Origin of the sequence: Pseudaquabacterium rugosum (assembly GCF_038066575.1) — a bacterium.
Lineage (GTDB): Bacteria > Pseudomonadota > Gammaproteobacteria > Burkholderiales > Burkholderiaceae_C > Pseudaquabacterium > Pseudaquabacterium rugosum.
Map to the genome: position 1 here is coordinate 134,059 of NZ_JBBUTF010000015.1, position 22,727 is coordinate 156,785.

Genomic DNA, 22,727 nt, shown 5'->3' on the forward strand with positions numbered 1-22,727 from the left:
GCGCGCCGCTGGCGGTTCAGCCCCGGCCGTCCGGCCGGGCGCCGCCGGTGGGGGCGCCCGCAGGCCCCGGTCGGGCCGCGGCCACCAGGCCCAGGCTGAGCCAGACGGCGACGCTGAAGTAGGCCGTCATCCAGCCGACCTCGGTGTGCCAGATCGACCAGTCGTGGCTGACGGTCCAGCGCGAGGCGGCGTCGATCACGCCGGCCTCCAGCTCGCGCGGCGCATGGCCGGCCGCCCGCTGGGCCTGCCAGCGGGCCCAGTACATCGGCACGTCCACCGCCACCATGTAGCCGACATAGGCCGCGCCGGCCACGCCCCACAGGGCCAGCACCCGGCGCAGCCCGGCGCTGACCTGCGGCCACAGCGCCGGCAGCAGCGCGACGATGGCGCCCACCGTCAGCGCCCACAGCGATTCCTCGATCACGTGGCCGAGGTTGGCGGTGGTCAGCACCGCATGCCAGCTGCACAGCTCGGCCGTGGCGATCAGCGGCAGCACGGCCCGTGACAGCCGGCGGGCGCCGACATGACCCGTCAGACGGGCGGCCTGGCGCAGCAGCAGCGTCCACTGCGCGGCGAAGCACAGCTCGGCCACGGTGGCCACGCTGCGGCCCACCAGCACGCTCGACAGCACGCTGTCGACCATCACGATGCGCGGCACGTCGAACACCGGCAGCAGCGAGCGCCAGGCGCAGCCCAGCACATAGCCGCCGGCCAGCAGCCACTGGGCGCGGCCGTGGGCCCAGTCGTCGGGCGGCCAGTGGGCGCGCACGCGCCACAGCCAGCGCGCCAGCACCAGCCAGGCGACGATGTTGAGCAGCGCGATCGTGCGCAGGGTCCACCACCACCACAGCGTGGCGGTGGCGGAATCGGGCATCCCGTCCATGGCAGGTCTCTCCGGAGCCGGTACGGCGGTGGAAGGCAGGCCGCGAACACCTGCGACCTGAGGGGCACGGGCGCCGCGGGGAGGCGCGCCGTCGACAGGGTGGCGGGACGGGCGGATCCACCGTCGGCGGGGATCGGCCCGGCCCTGCGCAACAGGCCGGCGGGCAGCCGGCCGCTGGCGGAGGTCAGTCCTCGGCGCGCGGGCGGCCGAGCTTGACCGGCTCCAGTGCGTTGAGCGCGCCGACCAGGGCGCCGGTCTCGAGCGCGGCCAGCGCGTGCAGACCGGCGCGCAGCAGCTCGCTCTTCTTGACCACGCGCTGCTGGGACAGTGCACGGGCCTTGAGCGTGTCGATCAGGCTGAAATCGGCCTCGGGCATGGTGAAGCTGTCGCGCACCGGCTTGGCCCGCAGCTTGGGCGCGGGCTTGGCGGCCTTGGCCTCCTTCGGCGCCTTGACGGGCTTGTCCGCCTTCTCGATCTTCTCGGTCCTTTCGATCTTGTCGGCCTTGACCCCCTTGGGGGCCTTCTCGACCTTGACCGGCCTGTCGGCCTTGGCCGGCGGCGGCTCGGCGGCGGTGGCCTTGGGTGCCTTCACCGGCTTGGTGGCCTTGGCCGGTTTGGCGGGCTTCTGCGCCTTGGCCGGCTTGGCCGCGGGCGCGGCGGGCACATCGGCCTTGGCCGCCTTCGGGGTCTTGGCCGCCTTGGCGGTCTTCAGCGGCTGGGCCGCGACGGCGGTCTCGGCCGCCGAGGTGGCGGCTGCCGCGGCGGCCTGGGCGGCCGGGGTCAGCGCGACGGACGGAGCGGACTCGGCAGGGGCAGAACGGCGTTGCGACATGGAGAACACCTCACGGCTGAAAAAGGTATAAACAGTTTATACCCTTTCCGGTGTGCGCCGGATGTGTCCGACTCCTCGCTCCGCTTTTGCGGAGCGTCCATGCGGCCGGTGCCTGCCGGTGCCTGCCGTGTTGCAGGCCGTGTTGCCGGCCTCAGTCCGGCTGCACCGTCAGCACGCGCCAGCCGCCGTCGGTGGCCTCGTCGAGCACGCGGGCGCCGGTGATCGCCAGCGTCCGGCCATCGGCCTGCGGCACCCGCAGCTGCAGCGGCGTGGCCGCGGGCGGCGTCGGGCCGACGCGCCCGACCGTCAGCCTCAGCGCGTCGGCCGTCGCCTCCTGGCCCAGACGCCAGAAGCCGTGGGCGCCGCGGGACCAGGCCGTGCTGTGGCCGTCGTCCTCGAAGCACTCGGACACGGCCTCACCGTGTGCCGGCGGGAAGACCTGGAAGCCACGCGCATCGTCCTGACGGGCGAAATGCGCCTGCGCCACGTTCAGCGGGATGGCGCTGCCGGCGCGCGCCAGCAGCGGCGGGCGATCGCTCATCAGCGGCGCGTCCAGCGTGATCCACTGGCCGCCGGCATGGCGCTGGCCGCTCCAGAAGTCGCACCAGTCGGCGCCGGCCGGCAGCCAGACACGGCGGGTGGTGGCGCCGGGCTCGACCACCGAGGGCACCAGCAGGTCGGCGCCCAGCAGCATGTCGTCGTTCTCCTCCCAGCACTGCGCGTCGGCCGGGAAATCGTGGAAGGTCGGCCGGATGATGGGCGCGTAGGCGCTGTGCGAGCGCCACAGCAGCTGGTACAGATAAGGCGTCAGCCGCACGCGCAGCGCGATCAGCGCGCGGATCATCGGCGTGATCTGCGGGTACATCCAGGGTTCGTTGACGGTGCGGTCGTCGTTCCACGAATGGATGGAGAAGCGCGGCAGGAAAATGCCGTGCTGCACCCAGCGCAGCAGCAGCTCGGGCTCGGGCGCCGGGCCGGAGAAGCCGCCAATGTCGTGTCCGGTGTTGGACACGCCGCTGACCGCCAGACCGAGGCCCATGCGGATGTTCCAGCGCAGCGTGTCCCAACTGGTGTAGTTGTCGCCCGACCAGGTCTGCACATGGCGCTGCATGCCCGGTGCGCCCGAGCGCGAGATCAGCCACGGCCGCTCGTCCGGCGCATGGGCCTGCTGGGCCTGCTGCGAGGCCTGCATCATCAGCAGCGTCTGCAGCGGGCGCAGCTCGATGGCCGGGCGGCTCTGGCCGAAGCCGTGGATGCGCGACTGCGGGCTCCAGATCTCGTACTCGTTGTTGTCGTTCCAGGTCGAGGCGATGCCGGGCTCCAGCAGGGCCTCGGTCACGCGCGCCTTCCACCAGTCCAGCGTGGCCGGGTTGGTGAAGTCGAGGTAGGCGCCGGTGTCGTCCCAGAACTGCACGGCGGTGGGCTGGCCGTCCGCATCCTGCACCAGCAGGCCGGCCGCGGCGGCCTCGGCGAAGCGCGGGTGGTCGTGCAGCAGGGCCGGCTTGATGTTGGCGCACAGGCGCACGCCCTGGTCCAGATAGCTGCGCACGAACGCGGCCGGATCAGGGAACTTCTCCCGGTTCCAGTGGAAGACGTAGCGCTTGCCGTCGATCGAGGTGTAGCCCGAGGACAGGTGGAAGGAGTCGCAGGGGATGTCGTGCTCGGCGCAGCGGTCGAGGAACTCCTGCATCCGCGCCTGGGCATCGGGCGCATCGGTGTAGCTCATCGTCGAGCCCGAATAGCCGATCGACCACTTGGGCATGAAGGCCGGGCGGCCGGTCAGCCAGGTGTAGCGGGCGGTGATGTCGGCCGGGCCCTGGCCGCCGATCATGTAGAGATCGAGGTCACCGTGCTCGGCGACGAAGTGGCGGTAGTGGCCGTGGTAGTTGTCCATCTCCCGGCCCATGTCGAAGGTGCACTCGGCCAGGGTGTCGTAGAACAGGCCGATGCACGCGCCACTGCTGCGCCGACGGCTCAGGTAGAACGGTATGTGCTTGTACAGCGGATCGGTGCTGCGGGCGTCGTAGCCCATCGGATCCAGGTTGCACATGCGGTAGCGCTGGCCGTGGCGGTCGGCGCTGCCGGCGCGCTCGCCGAGGCCGAAGTACTGCTCGTCGCGGTGGCGCGCCAGGTAGTGGTAGACGCGCTCGTCCCACCAGCCGAAGTTCCAGGCCTGGGTGGCGCGGTCCTCGGCGGCCGGCAGCCAGTCGGTGCCCTGGCGCACCAGCCAGCGGCAGCGCAGGCCGTCGAGCGTGATCGTCAGCTCCAGGTCACGGGTGCGGATGCACAGCTCGCCGTCGCGCGCGATCAGCGTGTGGGCGGGCAGGCTGAAGCCGCTCAGGTCCTGGCGGTCGCGTCCTTCGGGCGGCAGCTCGGCCAGGCCGGGGGCGATGGCCCAGGTGCGTGGCTCGTGCACGAGGCCGTCGGGCAGCACCATCAGGCGGACGATGTCCTCCTCCAGCACCCAGACATGGGCCTCGGCCGGGCCGATGTCGGCACGCAGCACGTGGTGATGGGCACTGCTGCGGGCAGCATCGCGGCTGAAGCGGGGCGGACGGTCGAGACGCATGGGGAGAGCTCGGTGCGGTCGGGTACGGGCGGCACGGCGGCGCTCGGGCCGCGCGTGTCGAGGGTCGGAAGGAGGGGGTGCGCCGGACGTCAGGTGCCGGCGCGCCGGAGGGCTGTCAGCCGGTCTTGCCCAGCAGCACCTGCGGCAGCCACAGCGACAGTGCGGGCACGTAGGTGACCAGCATCAGCGCGGCGATCATGAAGGCGAACATCGGCAGCAGCGGCTTCGTCAGTTCGGTCAGCGAGACCTTGGCCACCCGCGCCGCGACGAACAGCGTGCTGCCCACCGGCGGCGTGGCGATGCCGATGCACAGGTTGAAGGTGATGATGATGCCGAAGTGCACCGGCGAGATGCCCAGCTTCATCGCCACCGGCAGGAAGATCGGCGTCAGGATCAGCAGGCCGGGCGTGATGTCCAGGAAGGTGCCCAGCAGCAGCAGCAGCACGTTGAACAGCAGCAGCAGCACCCAGGGGCTGTCGGAGAAGCCGGTGATCGCGTCGGCGATCATCGTCACCGCGCCGGTGCTGGCCAGCAGCCAGGACATCGTCATCGACACGCCGACCATCAGCATCACCACCGCGGTGCCCACGGCCGCGCCCAGCATCGCGTCGAGCAGCTTCTTCAGCGTCAGGCTGCGGTAGATCAGGGCCAGGATCAGCGTGTAGAGCGCGGCCGCGCCCGCGGCCTCGGTGGCGGTGAAGACGCCGGCCACGATGCCGCCCATGATGATGACCACCATGGCGAGTGCCGGCAGCGCGCGCCAGAAGATGACGGCCGCTTCCTTCAGCGTGTAGCGCTGGATGTCGGCCGGCAGCTCACCGCGCCGGGCGATGATGTGCAGCCAGATCATCACCGAGGCCGCCATCAGGATGCCCGGGATGTAGCCGGCGACGAACAGCACGTCGATCGGCGTGCCGCCCGAGATCAGCGAGTAGACGATCAGCGCGCCCGAGGGCGGGATCAGCAGCCCGCAGGGCGAGGCCGCGACGTTGGCCGCCGCACAGATCGGCATGTTGTAGCCGGCCTGGCGCTGCAGCGGCGACAGCGTGGCGCCGACACTGGCCGCGCTGGCCACGGCCGAGCCGGAGATGGCGCCGAACAGCGCGTTGGCCACCACCGAGATCTGCGCCAGCGAGCCGGGCAGCCAGCCCACCAGCACCTTGGCCAGATCGATCAGGCGCAGTGCGATGCCGCCGGTGTTCATCAGCGTGCCCGCCAGGATGAACAGCGGAATGGCCACCAGCGTGAAGCTGTCCAGGCTGGAGGCCACGCGCTGGGCCGAGACGATCAGCGCGGTGTCGATCGTCGGGGTGACGGTGAACAGCGCCAGCAGCGTGGCGATGCCGATGCAGAAGCTCACCGGCACGCCGAAGACCAGCAGCGCGGTGAAGACCACCGCGAGGATGATGAGCGCGGTCATGCCGGCAGCTCCTTGTTGGCATGGTCCAGCGCCTGCTCGACCTCGTCGGCATGGCGGAAGGCGGCCGGGTCGACCAGGATGGCGATCTGGTAGAACACCATGCACACGCCGGCGATCGGGATGCAGGCGTAGACCCAGCTCATCGGCACCTCCAGCGTCGAGGACAGCTGGCCGAACTCGCCGGCGCGCAGCACCAGCCGGGCGCCGCCGTAGACGAAGACGGCGGCCGAGAAGGCCAGCACGCAGGCCGCCACCGCACGCATGTGCGTCAGCAGCGCGTCGCCCGAGAGCTTCTCGCGCAGCATGTCGTAGGCCATGTGCTCCATGCGGCCGCAGCCGTAGGCGGTGCCCAGCAGGCTCAGCCAGATCACCGCGAAGCGCGAGGTCTCCTCGGTCCAGGTCGAGGGGTTGCCCAGCAGGTAGCGGCTGAAGACCTGCCAGATCACGCAGACCGACAGCACGGTGAAACTGAGGATCAGACCGGCCTGCAACAGGCGGTCGATCAGGCGGCGCACGATGAGCATCATGACTCCACGGACAGTGGGCGCAGGATCAGCGCTGGGCAGCGATCTGGTCCAGCAGGCCGGCGATGCGGGCGTTCTTGCGCTCCTCGTCCATCATCGGCTTGACCTTGGCGATGAACGGCGCCTTGTTGACGGTGTTGAACTTCACGCCCAGCTTCTGCGCGGCCTCGGCCTCGGTGCGCTCGGCCACGGTCCACAGGCTGCGCTGGTACAGGAAGGACTCACGGGCGGCGGCGCGCATCGCCTCCTGCAGCGGCTTGGACAGGCTGTCCCACTTGGCGGCCGAGACCACCAGCACGTCCGGCACCATCTGGTGCTCGGTGATCGAGAAGTTCTTGATCACCTCGCCGTGGCGGCCGGTGGTCAGCGCGGTGACGTTGTTCTCGGCGCCGTCGACCACGCCCGACTGCAGGGCCGGATAGACCTCGCCCCAGGCCATCGGCGTGGGCGAGGCGCCGAGGGCCTGGATCATCTTGATCGTCGTCGGGCTCTGCTGCACGCGGATCTTCAGGCCCTTCAGGTCGTCGGGCGTGTTGATCGGCTTCTTGGCGTAGAAGCTGCGCGAGCCGGCATCGTAGAAGGTCAGGCCGATGAAGCCGCGGCTGCGCGAGGCCTCCAGGATGGACTGGCCGATCTGGCCGTCCAGCACCTTGTAGTAGTGCTCCTTGCTCTGGAACACGAAGGGCAGGTTGAAGATCTTGTACTCGGGCGCGAAGGTCTCCAGCGGCGAGCCGCTGGCCTTGGTCATCTCCAGCACGCCGTTCTGCACCTGCTCCAGCGTCTCGCGCTCCTGGCCCAGCGTGCCGTTGGCGAACACCTTCACCTCGATCTGGCCGTTGGTCTTCTTCTTGACCAGCTCGGCGAAGCGCAGCATGGCCTGGTGCACCGGGTGCTTGTCGTTCAGGCCGTGGGCCAGGCGCATCGTCTCGGCGGCCTGTGCGGCGGTGGCGCTCAGGCCGGCCAGCAGCAGGGCGGTGGTCAGGCGGGTGAAGGTGCTCATGGTGGTCTCCTCTGGCAGGGTGCCCGTGGGCCGGGCGTTCGGGGTCGGGATCGGCGGGATCGGGGTGGCGGCGCGCGCCGGCTCAGGGCAGGGCGGCCTGGGGCTGCGCACAGCCGCCGGTGGGTGTGGCGCCGGCACGCGCCGCGCCTGCGGCGAACCAGCGCGTGACGGCCGCATGGGCCTCGCGCGGCAGGTGCAGGCCGAGCTTGCTGCGGCGCCACAGCATGTCGTCGGCGCTGCGGGCCCATTCATGGTCGTGCAGGTAGTGCAGTTCGGCCTCGTGCAGGCCGGGGGCGATCTCGGGGCCCAGATCGGCCAGTGCAGCGGCCTCGCCGATCAGCGTCTCGACCCGGCTGCCGTAGGCGCGGGCCCAGCGGCGGACGAGCGCGGCCGGCAGCCACGGATGACGGGCGCCGAGGGCGCTGACGAAACGCTCGAAATCGGTGTCCGGCCGGCGGGCGGCGCCGATCCAGGCCGACAGATCGCCACCGGGCAGGCTGGCCTGGCCGGTCCAGGCGCTGCGCGGCTCGCCCAGCAGGCGGCCGACCTCGGTGGCCGCATCCTCGGCCAGCTTGCGGAAGGTGGTGATCTTGCCGCCCCACACGCTCAGCAGCGGTGCGCCGCCCTGGTTCTGCGTCTCCAGCAGGTAGTCGCGGGTGACGGCCGACGGATCGCCCGAGGCATCGTCGAGCAGCGGCCGCACGCCGGCATAGGTCCAGACCACGTCCGAGCGTTGCACCGGGCGGCGGAAATAACGGCTGGCCTGGGTGCACAGGTAGTCGATCTCCGCGGGCGAGATGGCGGCGCCGCGCGGGTCGCCGTGCAGCTCCTCGTCGGTGGTGCCGATCAGCGTGTAGTCCCGCTCGTAGGGGATGGCGAAGATGATGCGCTTGTCGGGGTTCTGGAAGATGTAGGCGTGGTCGTGCTCGAAGCAGCGCGGCACGACGATGTGCGAGCCCTTGACCAGGCGCAGGCTCTTGGTGGCCAGCGTCTCGCCGGCCGCCGGCCGGGCCACGCCGCGCAGGAACTGCTCGGCCCAGGGGCCGGCGGCGTTGACCAGCGCGCGGGCTCGCAGCGTGTGGATCTGGCCGTCGGCCGTCTGCAGCCGGGCCTGCCAGTGGTCGGCCTGGCGCTGGGCATCGATGCAGCGGGTGCGCGTCGACACCCGGGCGCCGCGCTCCGCCGCGTCCATCGCGTTGAGCACCACCAGGCGGGCATCGTCCACCCACCCATCGGAATAGATGAAGCCGCGCGTGCACTGCGGTTGCAGCGGCGCGCCCACCGGATGGCGGCGCAGGTCGACGCCGGTGGAGCCGGGCAGCACCTCGCGCCGGGCCAGGTGGTCGTAGAGGAACAGGCCCAGGCGGATCAGCCAGGCCGGGCGCATGGCCGGGTCGTGCGGCATCACGAAGCGCAGCGGCCACATGATGTGCGGCGCGCTGCGCAGCAGCACCTCGCGCTCCTGCAGCGCCTTGCGCACGAGGCCGAATTCGCGGTATTCCAGATAGCGCAGGCCGCCGTGGATCAGCTTGGTCGAGGCCGACGAGGTGTGCGAGGCCAGGTCGTCCTGCTCGACCAGCGTCACACGCCAGCCGCGGCCGGCCAGATCGCGCGCGATGCCGGCACCGTTGATGCCGCCGCCGACGACCAGCACGTCGGTGTCCGCCGGCAGGGGCAGGGCGGGGTCGGCAGGGGCCGGACGAGACGGTGCGGACACGGGTGGAGGCTCCTGGGCGGGGGCGGTGGGCGCATCGGCGCACCGGGCATGAGATCGGACGAGTGCTTCGGCCCGGCGCCCGGTGCAGCGCGTTGCTGTTCGGGTTGTTGATCGAAGCTGTTCGTTTCTTTTTCCTTTTTACGCTGGTAGCGTTGTCATTTTGCTCGGGGTTTACCCTCGTTGTCGGACAACAGGCTTCGTTTACGCTCGCTTCGGTTCGTTTTCAAGGCCGGTGCGCACCGGCCCCGCCGCTGCCCCGCCATGACGCCCAATCCCCGCCAGACCGCCCTGCTCGACGAAGTGCGCACCCGCGGCAGTGCCAGCGTCGAGGCCCTGGCCGAGCAGTTCGGCGTCACCTTGCAGACGGTGCGGCGCGATGTGCAGCGCCTGGCCGAGGCCGGGCTGCTGTCGCGCTTCCATGGCGGCGTGCGGCTGCCGGCGTCCACCACCGAGAACATCGCCTACCGCCAGCGCCAGGCGCTGCATGCCGACGCCAAGTCGGCGATCGCGCGGGCCATCGCCCAGCGCGTGCCCGACGGCAGTTCGCTGATCCTCAACATCGGCACCACCACCGAGGCGGTGGCCCGCGCGCTGATGGCCCACAAGGGCCTGCGCGTGATCACCAACAACCTGAACGTGGCCGCCATCCTGGCCGACAACGCCGATTGCGAGGTGATCGTGACCGGCGGCGTGGTGCGCGCGCGCGACCGCGGCATCGTCGGCGAGGCGACGATGGACTTCATCCGCCAGTTCCGCGTCGACATCGGCCTGATCGGCATCAGCGGCATCGAGGACGACGGCAGCCTGCGCGACTACGACCTGCGCGAGGTGATGGTGGCGCGCGCCATCATCGGCCAGTCGCGCCAGGTGTGGATGGCGGCCGACCACAGCAAGTTCGGCCGCCCGGCGATGGTCCACCTGGCCCGCCTCGACGAGATCGACCTGATCTGCACCGACCAGCCGCCGCCCGGAGGCTTCGGCGCGCTGCTGGCCGAGGCGGGCGTCGAGTGTCTGGTGGCCGATGCGCCGGCGGCTGCCGCCCGCACCGAACGACCCGAATGAGGAGACGATCATGACCTGCCTGCTCGCCCTGGACCAGGGCACCTCCAGCTCGCGCAGCATCCTGTTCCATGCCGACGGCCGCATCCTGGCCCAGGCCCAGCGGGAGTTCCGCCAGATCTACCCGCAGCCCGGCTGGGTCGAGCACGACCCGCGCGAGATCTGGTCCTCGCTGCGCGCCACGCTCGACGAGGTGCTGGCCCGCGGCGTGGCCGCGCCGCAGGCCATCCGCGCCATCGGCATCACCAATCAGCGCGAGACCACGCTGCTGTGGCGGCGTGACACCGGCGAGCCGCTGCACAACGCCATCGTCTGGCAGGACCGCCGCACCGAGCCGCTATGCGCCCGCTTGCGCGCCGAGGGCGCCGAGGCGCTGGTGCAGCGCAAGACCGGGCTGCGCATCGATCCCTACTTCTCCGGCACCAAGCTGCAGTGGCTGCTGGACACGATCCCCGGCGCGCGCGCCCAGGCCGAGGCCGGCGAGCTGGCCTTCGGCACCGTCGACAGCTGGCTGGTCTGGCAGCTGACCCAGGGCCGCGTGCATGCCACCGACGTCAGCAATGCCGCGCGCACGCTGATGTTCGACATCCACGCTGGCCAGTGGGATGAGGAGCTGCTGGCCCTGCTGCGCATCCCGCGCGCGCTGCTGCCCGAGGTCCGCCCCAGCAGCGCCCATTTCGGCGATGCCACGCTGCGCCTGCCCGACGGCGGCACGTTGACGCTGCCGATCGGCGGCATCGCCGGTGACCAGCAGGCCGCGCTGTTCGGCCAGGCCTGCTTCCGCCCGGGGCTGGCCAAGAACACCTACGGCACCGGCTGCTTCATGCTGATGCACAGCGGCAGCCAGGCGCCGCGCAGCGACAACGGCCTGATCACCACCGCCGCCGCCCAGCCGGGGCCGGCGGCCGAGTACGCGGTCGAGGGCAGCGTGTTCATCGGCGGGGCGGTCGTGCAGTGGCTGCGTGACGGCCTGCGCGCGATCGACGCCAGCCACGAGGTGCAGCGCCTGGCCGAGAGCGTGCCCGATGCCGGCGGCGTCATCATGGTGCCGGCCTTCACCGGCCTGGGCGCACCGTACTGGGATGCCGAGGCGCGCGGCGCCATCGTCGGCCTGACCCGCGGCAGCACGGTGGCCCACATCGCGCGTGCCGCGCTCGACAGCATCGCCTTCCAGAGCGCGGCGCTGCTGGAGGCGATGAACCGCGACGCCCAGGCCCATGGCGCGGCCCCGGTGACCGAGCTGCGCGTGGACGGCGGCGCCTGCGTCAACGACCTGCTGATGCAGACACAGGCCGATCTGCTGGGTATCCCCGTCGTGCGGCCGAAGGTGATCGAGACCACCGCGCTCGGCGCGGCCTATCTGGCCGGCCTGAGCTGCGGCGTCTATGCCGGGCTCGACGAGCTGCAGGCCCAGTGGCAGGTCGACCGCCGCTTCATCCCCACGCTCTCACGCGCCCAGGCCCGTGCGCGCATGGACGAGTGGGCGCATGCCGTGCGTCAGGCGACGGCGCGCTGAGCGTCCGGGGCCGTGGCGGCGCTGACAGTCGCCGTGGCCGCCCTGGCCGTCGCGGCGGCCGCCTCGCGCTGGCGCACCATCGTCAGCGCGGTGTCCTCGATCATGTCCTCCTGGCCGCCGACCATCTTGCGCCGGCCCAGCTCGACCAGGATGTCGCGCGCCGACAGGCCGTACCGGGCGGCCGCCCGCTTGGCAAACAACAGGAACGAGCCGTAGACGCCGGCGTAGCCCAGCGTCAGCGCATCGCGGTCGATGCGGATCGGGAAGTCCATGATCGGCAGCACCCGGTCCTCGGCCACGTCCTGGATCCGCCAGACATCGACGCCGGTGTGCAGGCCCATGCGGTCGAGCACGGCCACCAGCACCTCCAGCGGCGTGTTGCCCGCGCCAGCGCCCAGCCCGGCCGCGGCCGCGTCGATGCGGGTGGCGCCGGCGCGGATGGCCGCCACGCTGTTGGCCACGCCCATGGCCAGGTTGTGGTGGCCGTGGAAGCCGATCTCGGTCTCGGGCTTCAGCGCCGCACGCACCGCGCCGATGCGGGCGCTGACGTCCTCGGGCAGCATGTGGCCGGCCGAATCGGTGACGTAGACGCAGTGCGCGCCGTAGCCCTCCATCAGCCGGGCCTGCTCGACCAGTTGCTTCGGGCCGGCCATGTGGCTCATCATCAGGAAGCCGACGGTGTCCAGGCCCAGCTGCCGGGCGGCACCGATGTGCTGCTCGCTGACATCGGCCTCGGTGCAGTGGGTGGCCACGCGGATCGTGTGCACGCCCAGGCCGTGGGCCATCCTCAGGTGATCGACGGTGCCGATGCCGGGGATCAGCAGCGCGCTGACCTTGGCCTGCGTCAGCCGCGGGATCACGGCGCCCAGATACGCCTCATCCGTGTGGGCAGGCAAGCCGTAGTTGACCGAGGCGCCGCCCAGGCCGTCGCCATGGGTGACCTCGATCAGCGGCACGCCGGCGGCGTCCAGGCCGGTGGCGATGTCGACCATCTGCGCCAGCGTCATCAGGTGACGCTTGGGATGCATCCCGTCGCGCAGGGTCATGTCGTGGAGGGTGATGTGGCGGCCTTGCAGGTCCATGGTGTGACGGGCGAAATGCGGTGACGGATGCCGGGGTACGGCGGCGGGGCCCGGCGCCGGGTCGGGCGGGGTCGGGCGGGGTCAGGCGAAGGCGTGCGATGCCCGTGGCGCGGCGGCCGCTCAGGCCGGCAGCGGCTCGGCGGCGGCGCCCAGGCGCAGGCGGCCGGCCAGGATCTCCTCGGCGAAGAGCTCGGCGGTGCGGGCCGCGGCGGCGGTCATGATGTCGAGATTGCCTGCGTACTTCGGCAGGTAGTCGCCCAGGCCCTCGACCTCCAGGAAGACCGACACGCGCTGGCCGTCGAACACCGGGCCGTTGACCAGGCGGTAGCTGGGCACGTAGCGCTGCACCTCGGCCAGCATCGCGTGCACGCTGGCGGTGATGGCCGCGCGGTCGGGCGCGCCGGCCGCCTCGTCGATCAGGCAGTGCACGGTGTCGCGCATGATCAGCGGCGGATCGGCCGGGTTGATGATGATGATGGCCTTGCCCTTCCTGGCGCCGCCCACCTTCTCGACCGCGCCCGCGGTGGTGCGGGTGAACTCGTCGATGTTCTTGCGCGTGCCCGGGCCGACCGAGCGGCTGGAGACGGTGGCGATGATCTCGCCATAGGCCACCGGCTGCACCCGGCTGACGGCGGCCACCATCGGGATCGTGGCCTGGCCACCGCAGGTGACCATGTTGACGTTCATCTCGCCCGAGCCCACGTGCTGCGCCAGGTTGACCGGCGGCACGCAGTAGGGGCCGATGGCCGCCGGCGTCAGGTCGATCATCAGCGCGCCCTCGGCATTGACCTTGCGCGAGTTCTCGGCATGCACATAGGCCGAGGTGGCGTCGAAGACGATCTGCACGCCGTCGGCGCGCAGGTGGGGCAGCAGGCCGTCGACGCCGTCGGCGGTGGTCTTCAGGCCGGCGTCGCGGGCGCGCTGCAGGCCGTCGGAGGCCGGGTCGATGCCCACCATCCACACCGGCTCCAGCACCGGGCTGCGGCGCAGCTTGGCCAGCAGGTCGGTGCCGATGTTGCCGGGCCCGATGAGGGCGCACTTGATCTTGCGGGTCATGTCAGCGTCCTGGTGCGGTGCGGGCTCAGCGGCCCAGGTCCTTGGCCGTCTGGCCGGCGATGCCCCAGTTGGTCTTGGGCACCTCCTGGATCCAGACACGGATGGCTTCCTTCGGTGCGCCGGTGGCCTCGACCAGGGCGGCGCTGACCTTCTCGATCACGGCGCGCTTCTGATCTTCGGTGCGACCTTCGATCATGAACACTTGGGCGAATGGCATGGGGGCTCCGGGATGCGGGATGTACGGGATGGGAGTGACGGCCGAAATGAGGGTCCTGTGGCGGGCTGGGTCCGGGGCCGTGACCGGCCGACCGGGTCAGCCGTGCGGCCGCGTCAGATGAAACGCAGGCTGGTCGAGCCCATGCCCTGCACGTGCAGGCGCACGCTGTCGCCGGCCTCGACGGCCACCGCCTCGGTGATGCCGCCCGACAGGATCAGCGTGCCGGCCGGGATCTCCTGGCCGCGCTCGCCCAGGTGGTTGGCCAGCATCGCGATGGCGGTGGCCGGATGGCCGACCACGGCCGCACCGGCGCCGAAGGCCACCGGCACGCCGTTCTTCTCCATCACCACGCCGCAGGTGCGCAGATCGCAGTCCTCGGGCCGCATCGGTCGGCCGCCGACGACGAAGCGCGCGGCCGAGGTGTTGTCGGCGATCACGCTCTTGAGGTCGAACTTGAAGTCACGGTAGCGGCTGTCGATCACCTCGATGCCGGGCAGCACGAAGTCGGTGGCCTCCAGCACGGCGGCGATGTGGCAGCCCGGGCCCTTCAGCGGCTTCTTCAGCACGAAGGCGATCTCGGGCTCGACCTTGGGGTGGATCAGCTCGGCGGTGCGCACCTCGCCGCCCTCGGGCACGGCGTAGTCGTCGGTCATCCAGCCGAAGACGGGCGAGGTGACCCCCATCTGCCTCATCTTGGCGAACGAGGTCAGGCCGGCCTTCAGGCCCGCCACGCGACGGCCGCGGGCGAGCTTCAGGCGCAGCAGCTCGGCCTGGATGGCATAGGCGTCCTGCCAGTCCATCTCAGGGTGCTCGTCGGTGATCTTGGGTGTGTCGCGCACCTGGGTCTGGCAGGCATCCAGATGGGCGGCGAGGGCGGCGATGGTGTCGGCGGTCAGGGCCATGGCGGGCTCCGGAACAGGGCGGTGAACGGGATGGAGAGGGGCGCGTGCTCAGGCGAAGCGCACCGAGCACGCGCCCAGGCCGCCGATCGAGACGCGGATGTGGTCGTCGCGCACGGCCGGCACCATGGCCGCCAGTGCGCCGGACAGGATCACCTCGCCGGCCTTCAGCGGGATGCCGAGGGCGCCCAGCGTGTTGGCCAGCCAGGCCACCGCGTTCAGCGGCGAGCCGAGGGCGGCCGCCCCGGCGCCGGTGTGCACCACCTCGCCGTTCTTCTCCAGCACCATGCCGCAGGCGTACAGATCGAGCTTCAGCGGGCTGACGGCGCGGTCACCGAGCACGAAGACGCCGCAGGACGCGTTGTCGGCCACCGTGTCGGTGATGGTGATCTTCCAGTCGCGGATGCGCGAGTCGACGATCTCGAAGCAGGGCATCACGCATTCGGTGGCCGCCAGCACGTCGGCCACGCCCACGCCCGGGCCCCTCAGGTCGCGCTTGAGCACGAAGGCGATCTCGCCCTCGGCCTTGGGCTGGATCAGCGTCGCGCTGTCGATGGCGTCGCCCTGGTGCACCAGCATCGCGTCGGTCAGCAGGCCGAAGTCGGGCTGGTGCACGCCCAGCATGTTCATCACCGCCTTCGAGGTGACGCCGATCTTGTGGCCGACGACGCGCTCGCCATCGGCCAGCCGACGGGCATTGAGGCGCTGCTGGATGCCGTAGGCCTGCTCCAGCGTCAGGCCGGGATGGCGGGCCGACAGCGGCTCGATGGCACGGGCGGCGCGCAGGGCGTCGTACAGCTCGTCGCCGAGGGCGCGGATCGACAGGTCGGAGTCACTCATGATGGGCGTTGTGTGGCAGGCGGATCGAAAGGAACGTGCGGGCGGCGTCCGGGTGGCCGGCCTCAGGTCACGACGGTGAGGAAGCGTTCGTTGAGCTCGCGCGTGTGATAGAAGATCGCGCGACCGACCTCGTCCCAGGTCCACACCGTGGGCTGCATGTCGGGGTAGAAGTCGTAGCCGCCGCAGAAGGTCTCGAAGCGGTTGCCGGACGGATCGAAGGCGTAGATCGTGGTGCCGCGGGTGATGCCGTGGCGCAGCGGGCCGATGTCGATCGACACGCGGTGCACCGTCATCACGTCGGCGGCCTTGAGCACCTGCTCCCAGGTCTCCAGCAGGTAGCTGGCGTGGTGCAGCGTGTCGTTGCGCTCGTCGCGCACGAAGGCGATGTCGTGGGCCTTGGCCGAGCAGGTCAGCCACACGGCCATGTCCTGCTTCCCGTCCTCGCCCAGGATGCGCTCGACCAGGCTGAAGCCCAGCACGTCGCAGAACAGGTCGCGGCTGCCGTCGAGATCGGCGCCGTGGATCTGCCAGTGGTCCAGGCGCACCGGCGAGATGCCCTTGCGGCCCTCGATGATGGCCTCGGGGTTGCGGCAGCCCAGGTGGTTGCCGACGTCGGTCTTGCGCCAGTAGAGCTCGAACTGGTGGCCGGTCGGGGCCTGGAAGCGCACGCGCTCGCCGGTCTCGGGCAGATCGCCTTCGGGGATGCGTTCGGTCGAGATGCCGTAGGCCCTCAGGTCGCTGTCCAGGCGCGCCAGCGTGGCGGCATCGCGCACCTTGAAGCCGTAGAAGTCCATGCCCGCGCGGTCGGCCTGGCGCAGGATCAGGCTGTGGTGGTCACGTTCGTCCAGGCACTTGAAGAACGCGCGGTCGCGCCCGTCGCGGCCCATGAACTGCAGACCCATGACGTCGCGATAGAACGTGATGGACGCGTCCAGATCGAGCACGCGCAGCTGGCAGTGCCCGGGACGCATGACGCCGGTGATGGCCATGGTCGGATGTCTCCTGAGCCCCGGCGTCGCGGACCATCCACGGCGGCAGGTGGCGGGGCTTGAGGTACGGCCGGCGGCACGTCGATGTGCGTGTCTGGCGAGGCCGTGCCGGCATCATTTCAGCCGGCAGGCACAGCGTCCAATACCTTTGCATCCCGGCTGGATACCTCCCGGGTATGGAGGCGACCGGCTCAGACCGCGGCCAGCACCGCCTCGCGCAGGGCCATCAGGTCGGCTGAACCGTCGCCGCTGCGCGTGGTCATCAGCATCTGCGCGCTGACGCCCGAATCCGACAGCGGGCGGTAGACCACGTCGTCGCGCTTGAGCCGCTGCACCGAGCGCGGCACCACCGACACGCCCACGCCCGCGGCCACCAGGCCGACCGCCGTCTGCAGGCCGTTGGTCTCGTAGATGCGGCCGGCCGGGCAGCCGTGCACGCGGAACTGCGCCAGCACATGGTCGGCGAAGCTGGGCCGCGGCTGGGCCGGATACAGCACCACCGTGTGCTCGGCCAGCTGCTGCAGGCTGACCTTGCGGCCGCGTGCCAGCCGGTGCGCGGTCGGCAGCGCGGCCACCAGCGGCTCCTCCTCGATCAGCGTGTTGCTCAGGCCATCGGCCTCGATGGCGACGCGGCCGAAGGCGATGTCGATGCGCCCGGCCTGCAGCGCCTCGACCTGCTGCACCGAGGTCAGCTCGGTCAGCACCACCTCGATCTCCGGATGGGCAGCCATGTAGTCGTGGATCACGCCGGGCAGCGGGCCGTAGAGCATCGAGGGCACGAAACCGATGCCCAGCCAGCGCCGCTGGCCGGCGCCCAGTCGCTTCGTCGCCTGGGTCAGCTCGTCGATGCGGGCCAGCACCTGCACCGCGTGCTCGAAGAAGAAGGCGCCGGCCCGGGTCAGCGCCAGCGGCCGCGCGCTGCGGTCGATCAGCGTGACGCCGAGCTCCTCCTCCAGCTGCTGGATCTGGCGCGACAGCGGCGGCTGCGCGATGTGCAGCAGCTCGGCGGCGCGGGTGAAGTTCTGGGTCGTGGCCAGTGCGACGAAATAACGCAGGTGGCGGAGTTCCAACGATACCTCCCGGGTATGGAAAGAGAGCGCATCGATATTGGACACCCGCCGGTCCGGGGCCGGAACATCCATCCCGCAACAGACGGTGCCGCCACCCCGGACGCGAGGGTCGGCGAGCCCGCACCACCCGACCCCCGAACGGAGACGAACGATGCCGCAGACCCTGTCGCGGCGCGCCCTGATCAAGGCCGCGCCCGCCGCCCTCGCCACCCCCGCCCTGCTGCATGCGCCCTGGGTGCAGGCGGCCGGCCCCACCGTGCGCATCGGCTATGTCAGCCCGCAGACCGGGCCGCTGGCGGCCTTCGCCGAGCCGGACAGGTTCACCATCGAGCAGTTCCGCAAGGCCACGGCCGGCGGCATCCTGATCGGCGGCACGCGCCACACCGTCGAGCTGGTCGTCAAGGACTCGCAGTCGAACCCGAACAAGGCCGGCTCGGCCGCGGCCGACCTGATCCTGCGCGACAAGGTCGATCTGGTCATCGCCTCGGCCACGCCGGCCACCTGCAATCCGGTGGCCGACCAGTGCGAGCTCAACGGCACGCCCTGCATCACCAACGACGCGCCGTGGCAGCCCTACTTCTTCGGCCGCAAGGGCGATCCCAAGACCGGCTTCGAGTGGACCGCCCACTTCTTCTGGGGCCTGGAGGACGTGGTCGGTGGCTTCACCTCGCTGTGGGGCCAGGCCGGCGGCGCCCGCACCGTCGGCGCCCTGTGGCCCAACGACGAGGACGGCAACGCCTGGGGCGACGCGAAGATGGGCTTCCCGCCCGCGCTCAAGGCCAAGGGCTTCAAGCTGGTCGACCGCGGCCGCTTCCAGTCGCCGATCAACGACTTCTCCACCTTCATCCGGGAATTCAAGCAGCAGGGGGTCGAGATCGTCACCGGCGTGGTGCCGCCGCCGGACTTCGCCAACTTCTGGAACCAGGCCGGCCAGCAGGGCTTCCAGCCCAAGGTGGTGACGGTGGCCAAGGCCACCGAGTTCCCGGCCGCGGTCGCCGCCTTCGGCGACCGGGCCGAGGGCCTGACGGTCGAACTGATGTGGAGCCCGGGCTTTCCGTACACGTCGACGATGAGCGGCCTGAGCTCGCAGAAGCTGGCCGAGGCCTATACCGCCGCCACCGGTCGGCCCTGGATCGTCACGCTGGGCTTCAAGCAGGCCCTGTTCGAGGTCGCCATCGACGTGCTCAGGCGCTCGGCCGAGCGCAGCCCTCAGGCCATCCGTCAGGCCCTGTTCACGACGAAGCTGACGACCACCGTCGGGCCGGTCGACTTCCGCACCGGCCCGGTGCCGGGCATCAGCAAGACGCCGCTGGTCGTCGGCCAGTGGAAGAAGCGGGGCAAGGCGATGGACCTGCTGATCGTCGACAACACGCTGGCACCGCAGATCCCCAGGCAGGCGGCGCTGGAACCCGTCCGGTACGGCGCATGACCGCGCAGCCTCCGCTGCTGCGTCTGCAGGGCGTCAGCAAGCGCTACGGTGCGGTCACCGTCACCGACGACATCACGCTCGAGGTGCGTGAGGGCGAGACCCTCGGCATCCTCGGGCCCAACGGCGCGGGCAAGACCACACTGTTCAACCTGATCTCGGGCGACGTCCGGCTCGACCGTGGCCAGGTGCTGTACGACGGGCGCGACATCACCGCGCTGCGCCCGCACCAGCGCTGCCGCGCCGGCATCGGCCGCAGCTACCAGGTGCCGCAGCCCTTCGGCCACATGACGGTGTTCGAGAACCTGGTGACGGCCGCCTGCTTCGGCGCCGGCCTGGCCGAGCGCGCGGCCTGGGATCTCGCGCAGCAGGTGCTGGAGCAGACCGGCCTGCGCACCCAGGCCAACCGCCCGGCCGGCGCGCTGACGCTGCTGGACCGCAAGCGGCTGGAGCTGGCGCGGGCGCTGGCCACGCGGCCGCGCCTGCTGCTGCTCGACGAGATCGCCGGCGGGCTGACCGAGCACGAGGCGCAGCAGCTGGTCGATGAACTCAGGCGCATCAAGGCCGCCGGCGTGACCATGGTGTGGATCGAGCACGTGGTGCACGCGCTGCTGGCCATCGCCGACCGCCTGTTCGTCATCAATTTCGGCGCCAGGCTGGCCGAGGGGGCTCCTCAGGCCGTGATGCAGGATGCCGACGTGCGCCGCGTCTACATGGGGATGGAGTCATGAGCACGACGCCGCTGATCCAGACCGCCGGCCTGCAGGCCGGCTATGGCGATGCCCAGGCGCTGTTCGGCATCGATTTCTCGCTCGACGCGGGCGAGGTGGTGGCCGTCATCGGCGCCAACGGGGCCGGCAAGAGCACCTTCCTGAAGGCGCTGACCGGCCTGGTGCAGGTACCCGAGGCCGCCGTGCGTTTCCAGGGCCGGCCCATCGGCGGCCTGCCGCCGGGCCGGATCGTGCGCCAGGGCCTGGCCATGGTGCCCGAGGGCCGGCGCCTGTTTCCCAGCCTGAGCGTGGAGGAGAACCTGCGCATGGGCGAGCGTGCCGGTCGCGCCGGCCCGTGGTCGCTGGAGCGGCTCTACCGCCTGTTCCCGATCCTCAGGGACAAGCGCCACCAGCCCGGCACCGCGCTGTCCGGCGGCCAGCAGCAGATGGTGGCCATCGGCCGTGCGCTGATGAGCAACCCGCTGGCCCTGCTGTGCGACGAGCTCTCGCTGGGCCTGGCGCCGATCGTCATCCGCGAGATCTACGACGCGCTGCCGGCCATCGTGGCCGAGGGCATGAGCGTGGTCATCGTCGAGCAGGATGTCGGCCTGGCCCAGCGCATGAGCCGCCGCGTCTACTGTTTCCAGGAAGGGCGCGTGGCCCTGCACGGGCTGAGCGCCGCGCTCTCACGCGAGCAGATCAGCGCCGCCTACTTCGGTGTCTGACACCGACCACTCTTCAAGGAGCTCCTCATGATCGACGTGATCGTGCAAGGCCTGTTGCTGGGCGGGCTGTATGCGCTGTTCGCGCAGGGCCTGTCGGTGATGTTCGGCGTCATGCGCCTGACCAACATCGCGCAGGGCGACTTCATCGTGCTGGCCGCCTTCGGCGCGGTGGCGCTGGCCCCGCGGGTGGGCGGCAACCCGCTGTGGGTCGGCCTGCTGCTGGTGCCGACCGGCTTCGGCCTGGGCTGGCTGCTGCAGCACCGCCTGCTCAACCGCGTGCTGGGCAAGGACCCGCTGCCCTCGCTGGTGGTGACCTTCGGCCTGAGCATCATCGTGCAGAACGCGCTGCAGGAGCTGTTCTCGGCCGATCCACGGGCCCTGGACGCCGGTGACCTGGCCACCCGCAGCCTGCAGCTGGGCGAGGTCTCGGTCGGCCTGCTGCCGCTGTTGATCCTGCTGACGGCGCTGGGCTGTACCGCTGCGCTGCAGTGGCTGTTCACCCGCACGGCCACCGGCCGTGCCTTCCGCGCCGTCTCGGACGACCGCGACATCGCCGAGCTGATGGGGCTGGACGCCCGGCGCGTGTGCGCCACCGCCACAGGCGTGGCCGGCGCGGTGATCGCGCTGGCCGGCACCTTCCAGGCCCTGCGCACCACGGTGGCGCCGTCCGACGGGCCCAGCCTGCTGCTGTTCGCCTTCGAGGCGGTGATCATCGGTGGCATGGGCTCGATGTGGGGCACGCTGATCGGTGCGCTGGTACTGGGCGTGACCCAGCAGATCGGCTTCCAGGCGGATCCCGGTTGGGGCGTCGGGTTCGGCCATCTCGTGTTCCTGGCGGTGCTCGTCGTGCGCCCGCAAGGCCTGTTTCCCAGGACCCGGGGCTGAGGCGTGATCTCACCCCTGGACTCACCCGGCGCCGCGGCCTTGCCGTCGGCGTCCACCACCGGACCCGCCGGTCCCGCCCTCCGCATGTCCTCCCACGCTGCCCATGTCCCGGTTCTGCCGCAGGACTCACCTCAGGATCACGGTCAGGCATCGCCGGCCACCGGCCCCGCCCGCGTGCGCCGCGCCACGCCCGCCAGCCGTGGCGCTGCCATCGCCTTCGCCCTGTGGGTGCTGATGGCCGCCAGCCTGCCCTGGTGGGGCGAGTCGTCGTGGATGCGGGAGTTCGTCGAGTTCTCCTGTTATTTCATCCTGGCCATGATGTGGAACCTGCTGGCCGGCTACGGCGGCATGGTGTCGGTCGGCCAGCAGGCCTTCTTCGGCCTCGGCGGCTACGTGATGCTGGCGCTCGGCAACCTGGCCGGGCTCAACCCCTTCCTGGCGATCCCGCTGGCAGCCGTGGCCGCGGCGGCGCTGGCGGTGCCGGTCTCGCGCATCGCCTTCCGGCTGCAGGGTGGCTACTTCGCCATCGGCACCTGGGTGATCGCCGAGGTGTTCCGCCTGACCCTGGCCAACATCCCCGCGGTGGGCGGTGGCTCGGGCACCAGCCTGACCGCGCTGCGCGGCATGGACCGCGACCTGCGCGAACTGCTGACCTACGGCACCGCACTCGCCTGCGTGGTGCTGTGCATCGTCGGCCTGCACGTCTTCCTGCGCAGCCAGCGCGGCCTGGCCCTGCAGGCCATCCGCGACAACGAGGTGGCCGCCGAGAGCCAGGGCATCGCGGTGGCGCGCATGAAGCTGGCCGTCTACGTCGTGGCCGCCGCCGGCTGCGGCGCGGCCGGCGCGCTGTACTTCGTCAGCAACCTGCGCATCAGCCCCGACGCGGCCTTCGGCGTGCAGTGGACGGCCTTCGCCATCTTCATCGTCGTCGTCGGCGGCATCGGCACGCTGGAAGGGCCGATGCTGGGCGCCGTTCTCTTCTGGCTGCTCAACAAGTTCCTGGCCGACTACGGCACCTGGTACCAGATCGGCCTGGGCCTGCTGGCGGTGACGGTGGTGATCGGCTTCCGCCAGGGGCTGTGGGGCTGGCTGCGCCAGCGCAGCGGCATCGAGCTGCTGCCGACGCGGCGGTGGTTGGTGGGTGAGGGGGTGGAGGATGTGCCTCGGCGATGAGGCGCTGGGCTCGTCGCCGTCAGCATCAGCGGGCGCGGGGTCGTCCGCTTCACCCTGGCCGAGCCCGCGAGGCGGGCAACGCCCGGCACCCGCCGATTCCGGTGTGTGGGTGGCTGGGTTGCCGAAGGCCGTGCG

The 22,727-nt window shown here is 71.1% G+C and carries 21 protein-coding genes; 7 read left to right on the forward strand and 14 right to left on the reverse strand.

Translation table 11 applies throughout. The features are described from left to right. Window positions 1-16 precede the first annotated feature (16 nt). The 7 genes from AACH11_RS16745 to glpD form a co-directional block, all read right to left on the reverse strand. The gene (locus AACH11_RS16745) at window positions 17-883 is read right to left on the reverse strand and encodes a hypothetical protein (RefSeq protein ID WP_341375395.1); all 867 of its coding nucleotides are present in this window, start codon (window positions 881-883) and stop codon (window positions 17-19) included. Window positions 884-1,067: 184 nt separating this feature from the next. Continuing rightward, window positions 1,068-1,715, reverse strand: a complete 648-nt coding sequence (locus AACH11_RS16750) for a hypothetical protein (RefSeq protein ID WP_341375396.1) — start codon at window positions 1,713-1,715, stop codon at window positions 1,068-1,070. A 151-nt stretch (window positions 1,716-1,866) separates the two neighbouring features. Then, window positions 1,867-4,284: a glycoside hydrolase family 31 protein gene (locus AACH11_RS16755; RefSeq protein WP_341375397.1), complete on the reverse strand. Its 2,418-nt coding sequence runs from the start codon at window positions 4,282-4,284 to the stop codon at window positions 1,867-1,869. Between the two features lie 115 nt (window positions 4,285-4,399). Beyond that, a complete protein-coding gene (locus AACH11_RS16760) occupies window positions 4,400-5,704 on the reverse strand; it encodes a TRAP transporter large permease (protein WP_341375398.1) in 1,305 nt (434 codons plus the stop codon). After that, entirely contained in the window at window positions 5,701-6,231 is a 531-nt protein-coding gene (locus AACH11_RS16765) for a TRAP transporter small permease (protein WP_341375399.1), read from the reverse strand. The genes AACH11_RS16760 and AACH11_RS16765 overlap by 4 nt, the downstream gene beginning before the upstream one ends. Before the next feature lie 25 nt (window positions 6,232-6,256). Next, window positions 6,257-7,228, reverse strand: coding sequence for a TRAP transporter substrate-binding protein (locus AACH11_RS16770; protein ID WP_341375400.1), 972 nt, complete (start codon window positions 7,226-7,228; stop codon window positions 6,257-6,259). Between the two features lie 82 nt (window positions 7,229-7,310). Continuing rightward, window positions 7,311-8,945, reverse strand: a complete 1,635-nt coding sequence (gene glpD, locus AACH11_RS16775; RefSeq protein WP_341375401.1) for a glycerol-3-phosphate dehydrogenase — start codon at window positions 8,943-8,945, stop codon at window positions 7,311-7,313. 261 nt (window positions 8,946-9,206) lie between these two features. Between glpD and AACH11_RS16780 the strand changes: the two genes are divergently transcribed. Both AACH11_RS16780 and glpK read left to right on the forward strand, forming a co-directional pair. Then, window positions 9,207-10,007, forward strand: coding sequence for a DeoR/GlpR family DNA-binding transcription regulator (locus AACH11_RS16780; protein WP_341375402.1), 801 nt, complete (start codon window positions 9,207-9,209; stop codon window positions 10,005-10,007). A 10-nt stretch (window positions 10,008-10,017) separates the two neighbouring features. Then, window positions 10,018-11,520, forward strand: a complete 1,503-nt coding sequence (gene glpK, locus AACH11_RS16785) for a glycerol kinase GlpK (protein ID WP_341375403.1) — start codon at window positions 10,018-10,020, stop codon at window positions 11,518-11,520. Here the strand turns inward: glpK and dmpG are convergent. The 7 genes from dmpG to AACH11_RS16820 all read right to left on the reverse strand — a co-directional run bounded on the left by dmpG (window position 11,502) and on the right by AACH11_RS16820 (window position 17,673). Beyond that, window positions 11,502-12,602, reverse strand: coding sequence for a 4-hydroxy-2-oxovalerate aldolase (gene dmpG, locus AACH11_RS16790; protein ID WP_341375404.1), 1,101 nt, complete (start codon window positions 12,600-12,602; stop codon window positions 11,502-11,504). The two genes, glpK and dmpG, sit on opposite strands and share 19 nt — an antisense overlap. Window positions 12,603-12,722: 120 nt before the next feature. Beyond that, window positions 12,723-13,658, reverse strand: a complete 936-nt coding sequence (locus AACH11_RS16795) for an acetaldehyde dehydrogenase (acetylating) (protein WP_341375405.1) — start codon at window positions 13,656-13,658, stop codon at window positions 12,723-12,725. Between the two features lie 25 nt (window positions 13,659-13,683). Further along, complete coding sequence (locus AACH11_RS16800) at window positions 13,684-13,875, reverse strand: 2-hydroxymuconate tautomerase (protein WP_341375406.1); 192 nt, start codon at window positions 13,873-13,875, stop codon at window positions 13,684-13,686. Between the two features lie 113 nt (window positions 13,876-13,988). Continuing rightward, window positions 13,989-14,777: a 2-oxo-3-hexenedioate decarboxylase gene (gene dmpH, locus AACH11_RS16805; protein ID WP_341375407.1), complete on the reverse strand. Its 789-nt coding sequence runs from the start codon at window positions 14,775-14,777 to the stop codon at window positions 13,989-13,991. Window positions 14,778-14,825: 48 nt separating this feature from the next. Continuing rightward, a complete protein-coding gene (gene dmpE / locus AACH11_RS16810; protein WP_341375408.1) occupies window positions 14,826-15,614 on the reverse strand; it encodes a 2-oxopent-4-enoate hydratase in 789 nt (262 codons plus the stop codon). Between the two features lie 62 nt (window positions 15,615-15,676). Continuing rightward, a complete protein-coding gene (locus AACH11_RS16815; RefSeq protein ID WP_341375409.1) occupies window positions 15,677-16,603 on the reverse strand; it encodes a catechol 2,3-dioxygenase in 927 nt (308 codons plus the stop codon). Window positions 16,604-16,794: 191 nt separating this feature from the next. Next, entirely contained in the window at window positions 16,795-17,673 is an 879-nt protein-coding gene (locus AACH11_RS16820; RefSeq protein ID WP_341375410.1) for a LysR family transcriptional regulator, read from the reverse strand. A 151-nt stretch (window positions 17,674-17,824) separates the two neighbouring features. Here AACH11_RS16820 and AACH11_RS16825 point away from each other — a divergent pair, with 151 nt between their 5' ends. The 5 genes from AACH11_RS16825 to AACH11_RS16845 all read left to right on the forward strand — a co-directional run bounded on the left by AACH11_RS16825 (window position 17,825) and on the right by AACH11_RS16845 (window position 22,592). Continuing rightward, window positions 17,825-19,102, forward strand: a complete 1,278-nt coding sequence (locus AACH11_RS16825; protein ID WP_341375411.1) for an ABC transporter substrate-binding protein — start codon at window positions 17,825-17,827, stop codon at window positions 19,100-19,102. Beyond that, window positions 19,099-19,830: an ABC transporter ATP-binding protein gene (locus AACH11_RS16830; RefSeq protein WP_341375412.1), complete on the forward strand. Its 732-nt coding sequence runs from the start codon at window positions 19,099-19,101 to the stop codon at window positions 19,828-19,830. The genes AACH11_RS16825 and AACH11_RS16830 overlap by 4 nt, the downstream gene beginning before the upstream one ends. After that, a complete protein-coding gene (locus AACH11_RS16835) occupies window positions 19,827-20,534 on the forward strand; it encodes an ABC transporter ATP-binding protein (protein WP_341375413.1) in 708 nt (235 codons plus the stop codon). Before AACH11_RS16830 ends, AACH11_RS16835 begins: the two co-directional genes overlap by 4 nt. Before the next feature lie 27 nt (window positions 20,535-20,561). Continuing rightward, window positions 20,562-21,419 carry a branched-chain amino acid ABC transporter permease gene (locus tag AACH11_RS16840; protein ID WP_341375414.1) on the forward strand — a complete coding sequence of 286 codons (858 nt, stop codon included), beginning with the start codon at window positions 20,562-20,564 and terminating at the stop codon, window positions 21,417-21,419. A gap of 84 nt (window positions 21,420-21,503) precedes the next feature. After that, entirely contained in the window at window positions 21,504-22,592 is a 1,089-nt protein-coding gene (locus AACH11_RS16845) for a branched-chain amino acid ABC transporter permease (RefSeq protein ID WP_341375415.1), read from the forward strand. The last annotated feature ends 135 nt before the right edge of the window (window positions 22,593-22,727 follow it).

Bases quoted from the DNA above. Each gene is read 5' to 3' on its own strand.
- AACH11_RS16840 (WP_341375414.1), top strand. From the start codon at position 20,562: ATGATCGACGTGATCGTGCAAGGCCTGTTGCTGGGCGGGCTGTATGCG.
- dmpH (WP_341375407.1), bottom strand. From the start codon at position 14,777: ATGGCCCTGACCGCCGACACCATCGCCGCCCTCGCCGCCCATCTGGAT.
- AACH11_RS16830 (WP_341375412.1), top strand. From the start codon at position 19,099: ATGACCGCGCAGCCTCCGCTGCTGCGTCTGCAGGGCGTCAGCAAGCGC.
- AACH11_RS16795 (WP_341375405.1), bottom strand. From the start codon at position 13,658: ATGACCCGCAAGATCAAGTGCGCCCTCATCGGGCCCGGCAACATCGGC.
- AACH11_RS16750 (WP_341375396.1), bottom strand. From the start codon at position 1,715: ATGTCGCAACGCCGTTCTGCCCCTGCCGAGTCCGCTCCGTCCGTCGCG.
- glpK (WP_341375403.1), top strand. From the start codon at position 10,018: ATGACCTGCCTGCTCGCCCTGGACCAGGGCACCTCCAGCTCGCGCAGC.
- AACH11_RS16780 (WP_341375402.1), top strand. From the start codon at position 9,207: ATGACGCCCAATCCCCGCCAGACCGCCCTGCTCGACGAAGTGCGCACC.
- AACH11_RS16765 (WP_341375399.1), bottom strand. From the start codon at position 6,231: ATGATGCTCATCGTGCGCCGCCTGATCGACCGCCTGTTGCAGGCCGGT.
- AACH11_RS16745 (WP_341375395.1), bottom strand. From the start codon at position 883: ATGGACGGGATGCCCGATTCCGCCACCGCCACGCTGTGGTGGTGGTGG.
- AACH11_RS16760 (WP_341375398.1), bottom strand. From the start codon at position 5,704: ATGACCGCGCTCATCATCCTCGCGGTGGTCTTCACCGCGCTGCTGGTC.
- AACH11_RS16825 (WP_341375411.1), top strand. From the start codon at position 17,825: ATGCCGCAGACCCTGTCGCGGCGCGCCCTGATCAAGGCCGCGCCCGCC.
- AACH11_RS16800 (WP_341375406.1), bottom strand. From the start codon at position 13,875: ATGCCATTCGCCCAAGTGTTCATGATCGAAGGTCGCACCGAAGATCAG.
- dmpE (WP_341375408.1), bottom strand. From the start codon at position 15,614: ATGAGTGACTCCGACCTGTCGATCCGCGCCCTCGGCGACGAGCTGTAC.
- AACH11_RS16815 (WP_341375409.1), bottom strand. From the start codon at position 16,603: ATGGCCATCACCGGCGTCATGCGTCCCGGGCACTGCCAGCTGCGCGTG.
- dmpG (WP_341375404.1), bottom strand. From the start codon at position 12,602: ATGGACCTGCAAGGCCGCCACATCACCCTCCACGACATGACCCTGCGC.
- AACH11_RS16755 (WP_341375397.1), bottom strand. From the start codon at position 4,284: ATGCGTCTCGACCGTCCGCCCCGCTTCAGCCGCGATGCTGCCCGCAGC.
- AACH11_RS16835 (WP_341375413.1), top strand. From the start codon at position 19,827: ATGAGCACGACGCCGCTGATCCAGACCGCCGGCCTGCAGGCCGGCTAT.
- AACH11_RS16845 (WP_341375415.1), top strand. From the start codon at position 21,504: ATGTCCTCCCACGCTGCCCATGTCCCGGTTCTGCCGCAGGACTCACCT.
- AACH11_RS16770 (WP_341375400.1), bottom strand. From the start codon at position 7,228: ATGAGCACCTTCACCCGCCTGACCACCGCCCTGCTGCTGGCCGGCCTG.